The organism is Streptomyces sp. NPDC058683 (genome assembly GCF_042716195.1).
Classification (GTDB): domain Bacteria; phylum Actinomycetota; class Actinomycetes; order Streptomycetales; family Streptomycetaceae; genus Streptomyces.
The window spans coordinates 367,537-381,921 of record NZ_JBHXSK010000003.1; the positions used below are offsets into that span (position 1 = coordinate 367,537).

Genomic DNA, 14,385 nt, shown 5'->3' on the forward strand with positions numbered 1-14,385 from the left:
GGCCCACTGACAGCGCGGCCGCGCCGCCTGCCGGGCACCCGTACCCGCTACGGCTCCTCCCGCCACCCCTCCCACTCCCCCGCGAACTCGTCCAGCTCCGCCGGGTCCAGCCGCCCCTCCGCGTCCCTCAGCAGCACCAGCCACTGCGCGTCCTCGGCGTCGTCCTCCCCCGCCAGCGCGTCCCGCACCAGCCGCGGCTCCTCACCGATCCCGAAGCGCTCCCCGAGCGCCTCGGCGGCTTCCTCCGCCGCATCCCGGTCCGGCAGCACCAGCACATGTCTCACATCGCTCACGGCACCATTCTCGGCCACCGCCGCCGGCCCGAACGAGCCGGAGCGGCCGGCTCAGCCCTTGGGCACGATCTGCACGTCGAGGTCGACGCGGATGCTCGGCCCGACGACCGCGATCCCGCGCGCGAGCATCGTCTGCCAGCTCACGGTGAAGTCGTCCCGGTGCAGTTCGGTCGTGGCCCGGCAGGCCGCCCGCACCTCGCCCTCCATGCCGGTGCCGAGCCCGAGGTACTCCGTGTCGAGCGTGACCGTCCGCGTCACGCCGTGCAGGGACAGCGCCCCGGTGACGGCCCATCTGGTGCCGCCCCGGTGCGCGAACCGGTCGCCGTAGAACTCCAGCGTCGGAAACCGCAGCACGTCCAGGAAGTCCGCCGACCGCAGATGGTCGTCCCGCATCCGCACGCCCGTGTCGATGGTCGCGGCGTCGATCACGACGTGCAGGGCGGACCGCTCCACCGGCTCGGCGATCCGCACCGCGCCCGCGAACGAGTTGAACCGCCCGTGGATCCGGGCCAGTCCGATGTGCCGGGCGGTGAAGGCGATCGAGGAATGCGTCGGCTCGATCTCCCAGTCCCCGGGCGCCGGCAGCTCCGGCGGCCGGGCGACCTGGAGGGTCACGTCACCGAGCGAGGCGAGGCAGTTCTCGCCGACCCGCGCGGTGGCCCGGTACGGCGTGAACCCCTCGGCGGACACCGCGAGCCGGTACTCGCCGGCCGGCACGGTCGTCACGAACGACCCGTAGGGGTCCGCGCCCCCGCTGACCACCGTGCACCCCATGGTGTCGCTGACCGCGAACTCGGCGTTCGTCACCGGCTCGTTGACCGGGTCGAGCACCCGGCAGCTCAGGACCCCGGCGTCGGGCGGAGTCCGCACCGCCGCGAGGGGGCTCGTCCGCTGCACCCGGTTCGTTCGGTTTCCCCTCAAGCCGCCGAACATCCACGCCACCCCTGTACGCCTCGCCACCGTCCGTTGCCGAAGATACATTCGATCACTGATGCGGCTTTCGGGGCAACACAGGCCCACATCGCGGGAATCCGGCAGATGAGCCGGAACTACCCATGAGTAGCATGCTACGTGCCAGTAGTAACGCGTTCTCCCGTGACGTCCGAATTAGCCATTCCGGCTGGTGTTCCGCGGATTTCGCACAGCGGGCACACGGTCCAGCGCGATCCCGAACCGCTCCCGGTAGACCCCCAGCACCTCCTCGTCGCCCTCCAACTCCCCTACCTCACGCGCCCCGTCCGCCTCCGTCACCGTCAGCGTCCGCCCGCTGAGCGTGATCCGCCCGCCGTCCTCGGTGACCCGGGAACACACCAGCGACTGCGTGAAGTGGGACGACGGCGAGGTGCTGTGCCACCACGCCCCGGCGGTGAAGTCCCCGAGCACCCGCGGCCGGACCTCCAGCCGGTACTGCGGCTTCCCGTCCCGCAGCACGTCCAGGTCCCCGGCCACCGCTCCCGTCTCTCCCCCGGCACCCGCCGCGTCCGGCCCGGCCCCGGTGATCCGGAACGTGCCGCCCGGGTCCACCTGCTCACCCCGCTCCGCGAACGCCAGCGGGTAGTGGCTGTGCGCCCCGAACCCGACGTCGGCGAGCCACTCGCTCCCGTCCACCGTCCCGACCCGCAGCGCGAGATGGTCGTACGGGATCCCGAGCCGCCCCTGATCCCCGTACACCCGCCCCGCCAGCAGCGTCACCTCGAAACCGAGCGCGGTCAGCAACGCCGAGAAGGCGCCGTTGAGTTCGTAGCAGAACCCGCCCCGGCCCGCGCCCACCACCTTGTCCACCAGTCGCTTCTCCTCCAGCACGATCTCCTCGCCGAGGTGGATCGACAGGTTCTCGAAGGGCACGGCCCGCAGATGCCTCAGCTGCAGATCCCGCAGGGCCTCGGCGGTGGGCCGGGCCGGGCGGGCGGCCCCGAGCCGGTGGAGGTAGGCGTCAATCCGCGTGGGGTTCACCGAGTTCATGCCCTCAGTCTCGCGCCACTGCCAGCTCCCCCGCCTCCCGTCCCGTGCGGCCGCCGGTCACGGCGAGCGCCCCGTCACGGTCGGTCCGCAGCACCACCGCCCCGGCGGCCCTCAGCCGCGCCACCGTGTCCGGCGCCGGGTGTCCGTACGGGTTGTCCGCCCCGCACGAGATGAGCGCGACCCGTGGCGCCACCAGCCGCAGCAGCTGCGGATCCTGATACGCGGACCCGTGATGGGCCACTTTCAGAACGTCCACCCGGCCCAGTTCGGCGGCCGCCGGTGATCTCAGCAGCTCCTGCTGGGCCGGGGGTTCTAGGTCTCCGAGCAGCAGCATCCGCAGTCCGGCCGAGCGGACCAGCAGGGCGACACTGGCGTCGTTCGGGCCGTCCGGGTCCGGTGCCGGGTCCGGGGGCGGCCACAGCACCTGCCAGTCCAGCCCGCCGGTGGTGCGCCGCTCCCCGGCGACCGCGCGCGTGACCGGGATCCGGTGCTCGGCCGCCTCTCTCCGCACGAACTCGGCCTGTTCCGCCGGTTCCTCGAACCCGGTCGTCTCGATCTGCGCGACCGTCCTCCCCCGCAGCACTCCGGGCAGCCCGCCGACATGGTCGGCATGGAAGTGGGTCAGGACGACGAGCGGGACACGGGTGATGCCGAGTTCCCGCAGGCAGTGGTCGACCAGCGTCGGATCGGGCCCGGCGTCCACCACCACACCCGTGCCGGCGCCCGCCGCGAGCACCGTCGCGTCGCCCTGCCCGACGTCGCACATCGCCAGTCGCCAGCCGGGCGGCGGCCAGCCCGTGATCACCCGGGTCAGCGGTGCCGGCCGTACCACCAGCAGCACGAGCAGCACCCCGAGCGCCCCGCACCACCACGGATGCCGCAGCAACCGCCGCCCCAGCGGTACGACGACCACTGTGACCCCGGCCAGCAGCAGTGCTCCCGTCCAGCTCCCGGGCCAGTCCACGCCCGCGCCCGGCAGCGCGGCCCCGGTCCGGGCGATCCCCGCGATCCACCCGGCCGGCCAGCCCGCGCACCACGCCAGCGCCTTGGCCAACGGCATCGCCACCGGGGCCGCCGCGAGCGCCGCGAACCCCAGCACCGTGGCCGGCGCGACGGCGATCTCGGCCAGCAGATTGCACGGCACCGCCACCAGACTCACCCGCGCCGACAGCACCGCGACCACCGGCGCGCACACCGCCTGCGCGGCAGCAGCGGCGCCCAGGCCCTCGGCCAGCCGCTCCGGCACCCCGCGCCGTCGCAGCGCCTCGCTCCAGCCGGGCGCCAGCACCAGCAGCGCCCCGGTGGCCAGCACGGACAGCAGGAAGCCGTAACTGCGTGCCAGCCACGGGTCGTACAGCACCAGCAGCAGAACCGCCGTCGCCAGCGCCGGGATCAGGGACCTGCGGCGGCCGGTCGCCAGGGCCAGCAGGGCGACGGCTCCGCAGGCCGCGGCCCGCAGCACGCTGGGGTCCGGCCGGCAGACGACGACGAAGCCGAGGGTGAGCGCCGACGCGAACAGCGCGGTCGATCGCAGCGACAGCCCCAGGCGCGGGGCGAGGCCACGCCGCTCGACCCGCTGGGCCAGTCCCGGCGGTCCGACGAGCAGGGCGAGCAGGATGGTGAGGTTGCTGCCCGAGACCGCGAGGGTGTGCGCGAGATCGGTCTCCTCGAAGGCCTCGTGCAGTTCGGGCGTGATCCGCGAGGTGTCCCCGACGACCAGCCCGGGCAGCAGCGCCCGCGCGTCCTCGGGCAGCCCCTCGGTCGCCTCCCGCAGCCCGGCCCGCAACCGCCCGGCCAGCCGCTGCGGCCCATTCGCCGCGCCCACCACCACCGGTGCGGGACGCTCCCGCACCCGCAGCATCGCGGCGGTCCGGTCCCCGCCGGCCGTCGCCGGCGCCAGCCGCCCGCTCACCCGCAGCCGTGTGGAGGGCAGCAGCCCGAGCCACTGCGCGCGGCCGCCGCCACGAGGCGCCCGCACCCCCGGGTCGACGGCCATCAGCACCGGTGAGCGCGTCGTCACCGCCGTCCCGTCGCCGCTCTCCACCCGCCGTACGTCGCCGCGCACCAGCACGGCGGCCGGAGTGGCGTGGTCCCCCTGCACGCGCGGCCTGCTGACCCACGGGTCGCCCGTGAGCTCCACCTCGACGGTGACGGTCGTGTAGGCCTGGGCCAGCCCAGGCACCGGCCCGCGGCGCACATCCGCCCCGTGCAGCCCCGCGGAGGCGGCGGCCCCGGCGACACACAGAAGCAGCGCGCCGACGGAGGCGTTCCGCCAAGTCGGCCGCAGCGGCGGAGCGTTGCCGGTCACCGTCCCTGGCCGGAGGGCCGGCGTGTTGCCGGTCACCGTCCCTGGCCGGAGGGCCGGGGAGTTGTCGGTCACCGTCCCTGGCCGGCGGTCCGCGCGGCTGCGCCACAGCAGGATCAACCCGGCGACCAGGCAGGCGACGGCGATCCCGGCCGTCCACCCCGGCGGTGCGTCCAGGGTCAGGGCCGCCGTCGCCCAGGCGGCCAGCGCGGGCGGCACCAGCCGCAGGTCGGCCACCGTGTCCTGCCGGGGGTGTGCGGTCCCCAGCCGCTTGCCCGAACCGGCGTGAACGGCCCGGCGCACGGTCACGGATCCCGGCGGGGCTTGGCCGGTCGCGCGGCTCATGGCCGTACCAGATCCCGCAGGTCGGAGAAGCGGCGGTCGCCGATGCCCTTGACCTGGCGGAGTTCGTCGACCGAGCGGAAGCCGACGTGCTCGGTCCGGTAGTCGACGATGTGCTGCGCCAGCACCGGGCCGACTCCGGGCAGGGCGTCGAGCTGCTCCACGGTCGCCGTGTTCAGGGAGACCGGCGCGGCCGGACCCGTACCCGCCGCGGCACCACCTGCGACCTGGCCCGGGGCGGCCGGCGGGGCGGGGCCCCCGACGACGATCTGTTCGCCGTCCACCAGGAAGCGGGCGCGGTTGAGTCCGCCGGTGTCCGTACCGGGCCGCACCCCGCCCGCCGCCCGCAGCGCATCGGTGACCCGGGACCCGGCCGGCAGAGCGTGGACCCCCGGCTCACGCACCTTCCCGGCGACGTCCACGACGATCTCACCGCCGGGCCCGGCCGTCCCCGCGGGCGCCGCTGCGGTACCGGTGCCCGCGGCCGGAACCTTCTCCTCGCTCTTCTCGTACGGCGCCTCGGCACGCACCACCTCCGGTGCGCTCACCGATTCGGTCCGGCCCGTCCAGAAGTGCTGCACGGCCAGAGCCCCGGCCACGACGAGGACCACCCCGAGAGCCACCGCGCCCCGGCGTTCCAGCCCGCAGCGGGTCGCCAGCCACACCGGCATCCGCTCCCGCACGGCGAGCCCGATCCGGGACCGCAGCCGGGGGAGCGCGGGTTCGCGCAGGGCCGTGGTCTCGCCCGCGAGCGCACGGGCCGAGGACACCACGGCCGCCGCCGTGGACAGTGCGGCCGCGGCGGTACGCACCCCGGACGCGGCGGCGCGCACCCTGGAGGTGGCCGCCGTCGGTCCGGAGATGGCCGCGGTCAGTCCGGCCGCCGCACCGGTGCCAGTCACCGTTCCGGCGTGCGGGGGTCCGTGTCCCGGCTCCGGCCTGGTGACTCCCCGTTCACCGAAGAGGAGTTCCGCCCGGCGGCGCAGTTCGTCCGCCGGGGCCGGGCGCTGGCGGGCGCGGACCCGGACCGGGGACCGGCGGTGCCGGGTACGGCCGTCGGAAGTGGGGCCCCGGCCCGGGCCACTGGTCGCATGTGTCTCGTGTGAGCGTGATCGAAGTGCCATGCGACGAGGATGGGGCTTCCCGCCCACTCGCGATGATCTTGCTCAAGTTCCGTGGACCACGCCCTGGTTGTGGACAACTTCGCCACCCGCACGAGTGAAACCGGCGGGGCTGCCGCCGTCCGGTCCACAGGTCACCGCGGTGAGACGACCGCCCCGAGCAGCCCAGGTCCGGTGTGCGCGCCGATGACCGCACCGACCTCGCTGACATGCAGCTCGACCAGCCCCGGGACCCGCGCCCGCAGCCGGTCGGCGAGGGCCGCGGCCCGTTCGGGGGCGGCGAGATGGTGGACGGCGATGTCCACCTCGGCGCCGCCCGCCCGGTCGGCGGCGAGCTCCTCGAGGCGGGCGATGGCGCGGGACGCCGTCCGTACCTTCTCCAGGGGCTCGACGCGGCCGCCGTCCAGCTGGAGCAGGGGCTTCACGGCGAGCGCGGAACCCAGCAGGGCCTGCGCCGCTCCGATGCGGCCGCCGCGGCGCAGATAGTCGAGGGTGTCGACGTAGAAGTACGCGGTCGTGCTGGCGGCGCGCTTCTCCGCCGCCGTGACGGCCTCGTCGGCGGTGCCGCCCGCCTCGGCGGCCTCGGCCGCCGCGAGCGCGCAGAAACCGAGCGCCATCGCGACCATCCCGGTGTCCACCACCCGCACCGGGACGGGTGCTTCGCGGGCCGCGATGACCGCCGCGTCGTAGGTGCCCGACAGTTCGGCGGACAGGTGGAGCGAGACGATACCGGTGGCACCTGACTCGGCGACCTTGCGGTACGTTTCGGCGAACACCTCGGGGCTGGGCCGGGACGTGGTGACAGAGCGCCGCTTCTGCAGAGCCTGGGCCAGGGAACGGGTCGAGATCTCGGTGCCCTCTTCGAACGCCCGGTCGCCGAGGACCACGGTCAGGGGAACCGCGGTGATGCCGTGGCGCTCCATCGTCCGCGGCGGCAGGTAGGCCGTTGAATCGGTGACGATCGCGACATGGCGGGACATGAGCTGGAGGTTACCTGGCGTAGCCCAGGGGCGGCAGCCCGCCCCCGCCCGCCCCGACCAGGACCGGCCGTATCAAGTGGTGCTCTCCGGCCGGGGCTTCTTCTGCCAGGGGTAGGCCTGACGCCGCCCGGGCGGGGTGATCGCGGGCTGCGCCGGGTCCCCGTCCGGGGCGGACCGGGGTGCCTCGGGCCAGGTCTGGCGGTCGCCCCGACCGGCGGCGGCCTCGGGCCACGGCGGGGTTTCGGGCGCGGAGGCAGGACGCGACCAGTGCCGAAGGGCGTCCGCCTCGACGCCGATCTGCGTGCTCAAGGTGTCCAGATCGTCGTCGGCGAACCGGTGGGCCCGGTCACGCGCCGCCCACCGCAACGCGTCCGCGGACTCGGTGATGCGCGTGGTACGCCGGCGCAGCTCGGGCAGCCGCGCGGCGAGCGTGGCCCGGTCCGGCTCGGACTCCAGACGCCTGAGCTCGCCGTCCAGTTCGTGCCCGTGCGCACTGAGACGCTGGAAGAGGCCGAGGGACTCCTTCAGCGACTCGTCCTCGGCGACGCCCGCGTCCAGCGCGTCCTGGGTGGCCCGCATCGAGGTGCGCAGGGTGAGCCGCAGCTGGGCGATCTCGGCCGCCGGGCCGATCTGGACCATGGACTTGGCGCGCAGCGTGTGGTCCTCGACCGTCCGCCGGGCCTGCGTGATCGTACGGTCCACACCGCGCTTGGCGGCGCCGACCGCCTTGAACGTGACGTACGCCCCGCCCGCGACGAAGAGCAGGAAGAGCAGGGCGAATACGGCGATCACTGTTTCCACGGTGCTCCTCCTCCGCTGACGGCCACCCGACCACCCGACCGCTTCCGAGCACGGCGGGGGCGGCCGCCCTCTTCAACGGTAAACGCAAAGGGCAGGCCCGGAGTTCCAGAAAGACCCCGAACCTGCCCTTAGGGGACCGCCCGGAGGCGGCCCGTGGCCGTTACGCCGTGACGATGTTCACCAGCTTCGGCGCGCGGACGATCACCTTGCGGATACCCGCGCCGTCCAGTGCCGCGACGACCTTCTCGTCGGCCAGCGCCACCTTCTCCAGCTCCTCCTCGGAGATCGCCGGCGGCACCTCCAGGCGGGCCTTGACCTTGCCCTTGATCTGCACGACGCAGGTCACGGTCTCATCCACGACGTAGTCCGGGTCGGCGACCGGGAAGTCCCGGTGCACGACCGAGTCGCTGTGACCCAGCTTGCGCCACAGCTCCTCGGCGACGTGCGGGGCCAGCGGCGCGATCATCAGCACCAGAGGCTCGGCGACCGTACGCGATACCGCGCCGCCCGCCTTGGTCAGGTGGTTGTTCAGCTCGGTGACCTTGGCGATGGCTGTGTTGAAGCGCAGGCCCTCCAGGTCCTGGCGGACGCCGTCGATCGCCTTGTGCAGGGCACGCAGCGTGTCCTCGTCGGCATCGGCGTCGGTGACGGTGACCTCACCGGTGGCCTCGTCGACGATGACGCGCCACAGCCGCTGCAGCAGCCGGAACTGGCCGACCACCGCGCGTGTGTCCCACGGCCGGGAGACGTCCAGCGGGCCCATCGCCATCTCGTACAGGCGCAGCGTGTCGGCGCCGTACTCGGCGCAGATCTCGTCCGGAGTCACCGCGTTCTTCAGGGACTTGCCCATCTTGCCCAGCAGCCGGGTGACCTTCTCGCCCTGGTAGTAGTAGGCGCCGTCCTGCTCCTCGACCTCGGCGGCGGGGACCGGGAAGCCTCGGCTGTCGCGGTAGACGTAGGCCTGGATCATGCCCTGGTTGAACAGCTTGTGGAACGGCTCGGCGGACGAGACGTGCCCCAGGTCGTACAGGACCTTCGACCAGAAACGGGCGTACAGCAGGTGCAGTACCGCGTGCTCGGCGCCGCCGACGTACAGGTCGACACCGCCGTGCGGCATGCCCTGGCGCGGACCCATCCAGTAGCGCTCGATCTCCGGGTCGACCAGCTGCTGGTCGTTGTGCGGGTCCAGGTAGCGCAGCTCGTACCAGCAGGAACCGGCCCAGTTGGGCATGGTGTTGGTCTCGCGGCGGTACTTCTTCGGCCCGTCGCCCAGGTCCAGGGTGACGTTGACCCATTCCTCGTTGCGCGACAGCGGCGTCTCGGGCTGGGTGTCCGCATCCTCCGGGTCGAAGGTGCGCGGCGAGTAGTCCTCGACCTCCGGCAGCTCCAGCGGCAGCATCGACTCGGGCAGCGCGTGGGCGACGCCGTCCTCGTCGTAGACGATCGGGAAGGGCTCGCCCCAGTAGCGCTGGCGGCTGAACAGCCAGTCGCGCAGCCGGAAGTTGACGGTGCCCTCGCCGATGCCCTTGCGGGCCAGCCATTCCGTGATGCGGGCCTTGGCCTCCGCGACCGGCAGGCCGTCCAGCTTGATGTCGTCGTTGGAGGAGTTGATGATCTTCGCGTCGTAGGAGCCGAAGGCGTCCTCCCACGTCGAGGTGTCGGTGCCGCGGCCGTCGGTCGGCTCGACGATGCAGACGATCGGCAGCTCGAAGGCGCGCGCGAACTCGAAGTCGCGCTGGTCGCCGGCCGGGACGGCCATGATCGCGCCGGTGCCGTAGCCCATCAGTACGTAGTCGGCGACGAACACCGGGACCTTGTCGCCGTTGACCGGGTTGGTCGCGTACGCGCCCGTGAAGACGCCGGTCTTGTCCTTGGCCTCGGCCTGCCGCTCCACGTCGGACTTGGCGCCGGCCTGCGCGCGGTACGCGGCCACGGCCTCGGCGGGCGTCGCGTGGCCGCCGGTCCACACGTCGTGGGTGCCCTCGGGCCAGGCGGCCGGGACGAACTTGTCGACCAGCGGGTGCTCGGGGGCCAGCACCATGTAGGTCGCGCCGAACAGGGTGTCGGGGCGCGTGGTGAAGACGGTGATCTTCTCGCCGTCGATCGGGAAGTCGACGCGGGCGCCCTCGCTGCGGCCGATCCAGTTGCGCTGCTGCAGCTTGATGGCCTCGGGCCAGTCCAGCTCGTTCAGGTCGTCCAGCAGCCGGTCGGCGTAGGCGGTGATGCGCATGTTCCACTGGCGCAGCTTGGCCTTGAAGACGGGGAAGTTGCCGCGCTCGGAGCGTCCGTCGGCGGTGACCTCCTCGTTGGCCAGCACGGTGCCCAGCCCCGGGCACCAGTTGACCGGCGCGTCCGAGGCGTAGGCCAGGCGGAAATCGCCCAGGACGTCGCCGCGCTCGGTTGCGGTCAGCTCGTTCCACGCGCGCGTGTGGCCCGGTACGGCTCGCTCACCGGACTCGAACTGGGCGATCAGCCCGGAGATCGGGCGGGCCTTGTTCGCCTCGTCGTCGTACCAGGAGTTGAAGATCTGCAGGAAGATCCACTGGGTCCACTTGTAGTAGTCCGGGTCGATCGTGGCGAACGACCGGCGCTTGTCGTGGCCCAGGCCCAGCCGGCGCAGCTGGGCCTTCATGTTCTCGATGTTGGACTCGGTGGACACCCGCGGGTGCGTGCCGGTCTGCACGGCGTACTGCTCGGCGGGCAGGCCGAAGGCGTCGAAGCCCAGGGTGTGCAGGACGTTGTGGCCGTTCATCCGCTGGAATCGGGCGAACACATCGGTGGCGATGTAGCCCAGGGGGTGGCCGACGTGCAGTCCCGCCCCGGACGGGTACGGGAACATGTCCATGATGAACTTCTTGGGCCTGGCGACCAGCTCGGGGTCGCCGGCCAGGTCACCCTTGGGATTCGGCGCCGCGTACGTGCCGTCGGCGTCCCAGAAGTCCTGCCAGCGTGCCTCGATCTCGGCCGCCAGGGCGGCCGTGTAGCGGTGCGGCGCGGCCTCCGCCGACGTGGCGGTGGCAGCGGGGTTCGTCTCGCTCATGATCCTCAAAGCTCCATCGATCGTCTCTGCCTGCGGCTGTGACTTGCTAGAAACGAAAAATCCCCTCGCACAGGAGGGGACGCCGCGCCGATGCCGACCGGCCGTTCGATCCGGCAGTCGGGACTGATCAGCGCGGCCCGCTAAGCAGAAGGCGTACGGCACGCATGGCGTCAGGGTACCGCAGCACTTGAGCAAGCCGCGACGCGCTTACGTATCAACGGTTGACACGTATGTCTAAGGCGACAACCGGGACGAGAGTTGAACCAGGTTCAAAACTTACTTCGCGTAACAACCACTAAGGGACATCACAAGGCCCGCATTGCCCTTTGATAACAACGCAATAACTCAAACCTCGTACTGATCGGTATGGCGCCACTTAGGCTGCGGCACCGGGACCGCTTTCCCGAACTGCTCGGAGTTGCCCCCATGAACCCTCGTCGTAGTAACAGCTCGCTCCCCAAGCCAGGCCGCTCGGCCTGGGGGGTGGCGTCGGCTGTCGTCCTGTTGCTCATACCCGTGGTCGTGCTGACCGGAGGCAGCCAGTTCCAACAGTTCCTGAACTTCGGCGCGGGCGTGCTGTCGCTCGTCTCGCTGAGTTGCTCGGTGATCTGGGGTCTGGTCGCACAGGACCGCATCTTCCTCAATACCCGCCAGCGGATCATCGGCCAGGCGGTGCACCGGACGACCGCCGTCGCCTCGATCGCGTTCCTGCTGGTGCACATCGTCACGAAGATTGCTCTCGATCACACCGTGGTGATCGCCGCGATCATCCCGTTCTCGCTCGGCGTCACCGGAAGCGCCGGCCTGATCGGGCTCGGTTCGCTGGCCGGACTGCTGATGATCTTCGTGGGTGTCACCGGCGCCCTGCGCAGCAATTTCGCCGCCCCGGCCGTGGTGGCGGCCCGCTGGCGGGCCATGCACATGCTGGCCTACCCGGCCTGGTGCGCCGCTCTGATCCACGGCCTGTTCGCGGGCCGCGCGGCGAAGCCCTTCTTCATGATCTCGTACGAGCTGTGCCTGGTCGGCGTGATGGGCGCGCTGGCGCTGCGTGCCGCCCCGCGCCCGTTCAAGCGCAAGGTCGCCGACCGTCTCGTCTCCATCCTGGGCAGCTCGGAGCGCCCCGACCTGGACGAGCTGGACGCCAGCCGCGCCCGGGTGGGCGAGTCCGGCCTGCCGGGCTACGACGGCGGACGTGAACGCGAACGCGAGCCGAGGCCCTCGCGGGCCGACGCCGGAGCCCCGCAGCCCAACCCGCTGTTCCCGACCGGGATGCCGACCCCCGATCCGGCCTCCGGCTTCGCGGCCGCCTACCGGGCCACCTCCACGCCCGGACAGCCCCAGCCCCAGTCGCAGTCGCCGTTCGCGGCAGGTCAGACCGCGCGCATGGAGCGGCTGGACCTCCAGGCCACCGAAGCCTTCCCGCGCATGGACGGCCCCGGCAGCACCTCGGGCACCTGGCCGGTCCCGTCCCCGCCGCCGGTCGGCGAAGCGCCCCCGTCGGCGTACGACCCGCTCCAGGACACCGGATACAACATCCCGGTCTATGGCAATCCGGGCGCTGGCGGACCGGGCGGACGTGATGTGTACGACACGGGTGAGACGAACCCCGGCTACGGCACGTACAACTCGAACGACACGTACAACAGCGGTCCCGCCAACGAACCAGCGCCCGGCGCGTCCTTCGACGCACCGGGTTCGGGCGAACCTTGGAACACGCCTTCCGGAGGCTATAGGTGAACGAGGCCCTGCCCGACGTCCCAGAAGTCCGCGTGGTCGGCCTTCCGCAGCTCACGTCGGGCTTCGACCTTGTCGAAAGACTCGATCTGCCCATGCATCTCAAGGTGCACGGGCCGCTTGAACCCTTGGGCGGGGAGCAGCTCGCGCAGCTCTCCGAACGCATCAACCTGAAGGGCCGCGGCGGCGCGGGCTTCCCCTTCCACAAAAAGCTGCGCTCGGTCGCCGAAGCGGCGATCAAGCGCGGTGTCCGGCCGGTGGTCGTCGTCAACGGCAGCGAGGACGAGCCGGCCTGCCGCAAGGACACGGTGCTGATCAACCGTGCCCCGCATCTGATCCTGGACGGCGCGCTGCTGTGCGCCGAGGCGCTGGGTGCCCGCACGCTCGTGGTGGGGGTCACCCGGGAGTCCACACAGCGCTCCATGGAGCAGGCGCTCGCCGAACGCGGTCTGAGCACCGGCCGCCGTTCGGCCCTGAAGGCGTTCGTCCAGCGCAACCCGGTGCGGATGGTCACCGGCGCGGCCGCGTCGCTGGTCCGCTCGATCGACGGCGGCCCCGCGATCCCGCCCGGCCGCAAGACCAGCGCCTCCCAGAACGGCGTCGGCGGCGCGCCCACGCTGCTGTCGAACGCGGAGACGTTCGCGCAGCTGGCGATCGCCGCCCGGATCGGCCCGGAGCGTTACGGCAACACCGGTCTGTACGACGAGCCGGGCACCGTCATGCTGACGGTCTCCGGCGCGGTCGCCCGTCCCATGGTGATCGAGGTGCCCACGGGTGTGCCGCTGCGCTACGTCCTGCAGCTGGCCGGCGCCCCGCCGGTGCCGCAGGGTGTGCTGACCGGCGGCTACCACGGCAAGTGGATCGACGCGGCGACGGTCAACGAGGCGATCGTCTCCCGCAACTCCCTGGACGCGGTGGGCGGTGCGCTGGGCGCCGGCGCGATCCTGCCGATCACGCAGGACACCTGCCCGCTGGGCGAGTCGCTGCGGGTCGCCCAGTGGCTGGCGGAGGAGAGCGCGGGACAGTGCGGTCCCTGCTACCTCGGCCTGCCGGCGGCCGCGCGCGGCATGGAGGACATCCTCAACGGCGGCGGACCGGCCGCCCTGGAGGCGCTCAAGCAGGTCGCGAAGAACGTGAAGCGGCGCGGCGCGTGCTCGCACCCGGACGGCTCCGCGATGTTCCTGGAATCGACGATCAAGGCGTTCACCGACGACCTGGCCGCGCATGTCCTCGGAAACGGCTGCGGACGGCCCGTGGAAGGCGTTCTGCCGCTCTTCGAGGACGGCAAGCTCCCGACCGGCATCCCTGGCGGCGCAGAGCCCGAGGAGACCAGCGGCAGCCGTCAGAAGATCTACGTCGACTGGACGCTGTGCCGGGGCCACGGTCTGTGCGCGGACATCCTCCCGGAGGTCTTCGAACTGGGCGTGGACGGTTTCCCGACGGTGGCTCAGGCGAAGGTGCCGCGGTTCGCGGAGGCCAAGGCGCTGCGCGCGGTGCGCCGCTGCCCGGCGCTCGCGCTGCGTCTCGAGGAGGACACGCGTTCCCAGGCGCCTGCCAAGAACCTTCCGGTTCTCTCGCAGGGCCGCGGCCGCCGGGCCCTCGGCCGCTGACAGCACCAGCACCACGTGTAAGGCGGGCCACCCGACCGAGTGGCCCGCCTTACACGTGACACGAGTTTTCCCGGCACTCGTTTCCGATGTTTCCGAATGTTTCCCGACAACGTCGAATTGGGGCCGAGACCACGGAGGGGGGGGGGAAGTATTCTTTGTTTGGCTGGGGTATTTTTTCTTGGAGTTTTTAAAAAAAA

General features: G+C 72.1%; 10 protein-coding genes. 2 read left to right on the forward strand and 8 right to left on the reverse strand.

What is annotated here, in order from left to right; genetic code table 11:
• Positions 1–47: 47 nt before the first annotated feature.
• The 8 genes from ACFWXC_RS05415 to leuS form a co-directional block, all read right to left on the reverse strand.
• Positions 48–293, reverse strand: a complete 246-nt coding sequence (locus tag ACFWXC_RS05415) for a hypothetical protein (protein WP_365796147.1) — start codon at positions 291–293, stop codon at positions 48–50.
• Between the two features lie 51 nt (positions 294–344).
• On the reverse strand, positions 345–1,226 hold the full coding sequence (locus tag ACFWXC_RS05420) for a YceI family protein (protein ID WP_384473405.1): 882 nt from the start codon (positions 1,224–1,226) through the stop codon (positions 345–347).
• 174 nt (positions 1,227–1,400) lie between these two features.
• The gene (locus ACFWXC_RS05425) at positions 1,401–2,246 is read right to left on the reverse strand and encodes an arylamine N-acetyltransferase (RefSeq protein ID WP_384473450.1); all 846 of its coding nucleotides are present in this window, start codon (positions 2,244–2,246) and stop codon (positions 1,401–1,403) included.
• A gap of 13 nt (positions 2,247–2,259) precedes the next feature.
• Positions 2,260–4,905, reverse strand: a complete 2,646-nt coding sequence (locus tag ACFWXC_RS05430) for a ComEC/Rec2 family competence protein (protein WP_384473408.1) — start codon at positions 4,903–4,905, stop codon at positions 2,260–2,262.
• Positions 4,902–6,026, reverse strand: a complete 1,125-nt coding sequence (locus ACFWXC_RS05435; RefSeq protein ID WP_384473411.1) for a helix-hairpin-helix domain-containing protein — start codon at positions 6,024–6,026, stop codon at positions 4,902–4,904. Before ACFWXC_RS05435 ends, ACFWXC_RS05430 begins: the two co-directional genes overlap by 4 nt.
• 131 nt (positions 6,027–6,157) lie before the next feature.
• Positions 6,158–7,003 (reverse strand): DegV family protein, encoded by an 846-nt coding sequence (locus tag ACFWXC_RS05440; RefSeq protein WP_384473414.1) that lies wholly within the window; start codon positions 7,001–7,003, stop codon positions 6,158–6,160.
• A gap of 72 nt (positions 7,004–7,075) precedes the next feature.
• Positions 7,076–7,804, reverse strand: a complete 729-nt coding sequence (locus ACFWXC_RS05445) for a hypothetical protein (RefSeq protein ID WP_384473417.1) — start codon at positions 7,802–7,804, stop codon at positions 7,076–7,078.
• Positions 7,805–7,964: 160 nt separating this feature from the next.
• Positions 7,965–10,844 (reverse strand): leucine--tRNA ligase, encoded by a 2,880-nt coding sequence (gene leuS / locus ACFWXC_RS05450; protein WP_384473420.1) that lies wholly within the window; start codon positions 10,842–10,844, stop codon positions 7,965–7,967.
• Between the two features lie 426 nt (positions 10,845–11,270).
• Here leuS and ACFWXC_RS05455 point away from each other — a divergent pair, with 426 nt between their 5' ends.
• Positions 11,271–12,581 (forward strand): cytochrome b/b6 domain-containing protein, encoded by a 1,311-nt coding sequence (locus ACFWXC_RS05455; protein WP_384473423.1) that lies wholly within the window; start codon positions 11,271–11,273, stop codon positions 12,579–12,581.
• The gene (locus ACFWXC_RS05460; RefSeq protein WP_384473426.1) at positions 12,578–14,188 is read left to right on the forward strand and encodes an NADH-ubiquinone oxidoreductase-F iron-sulfur binding region domain-containing protein; all 1,611 of its coding nucleotides are present in this window, start codon (positions 12,578–12,580) and stop codon (positions 14,186–14,188) included. The genes ACFWXC_RS05455 and ACFWXC_RS05460 overlap by 4 nt, the downstream gene beginning before the upstream one ends.
• Positions 14,189–14,385 lie beyond the last annotated feature (197 nt).

Bases quoted from the DNA above. Each gene is read 5' to 3' on its own strand.
- ACFWXC_RS05420 (WP_384473405.1), bottom strand. From the start codon at position 1,226: ATGTTCGGCGGCTTGAGGGGAAACCGAACGAACCGGGTGCAGCGGACG.
- ACFWXC_RS05430 (WP_384473408.1), bottom strand. From the start codon at position 4,905: ATGAGCCGCGCGACCGGCCAAGCCCCGCCGGGATCCGTGACCGTGCGC.
- ACFWXC_RS05435 (WP_384473411.1), bottom strand. From the start codon at position 6,026: ATGGCACTTCGATCACGCTCACACGAGACACATGCGACCAGTGGCCCG.
- ACFWXC_RS05440 (WP_384473414.1), bottom strand. From the start codon at position 7,003: ATGTCCCGCCATGTCGCGATCGTCACCGATTCAACGGCCTACCTGCCG.
- leuS (WP_384473420.1), bottom strand. From the start codon at position 10,844: ATGAGCGAGACGAACCCCGCTGCCACCGCCACGTCGGCGGAGGCCGCG.
- ACFWXC_RS05455 (WP_384473423.1), top strand. From the start codon at position 11,271: ATGAACCCTCGTCGTAGTAACAGCTCGCTCCCCAAGCCAGGCCGCTCG.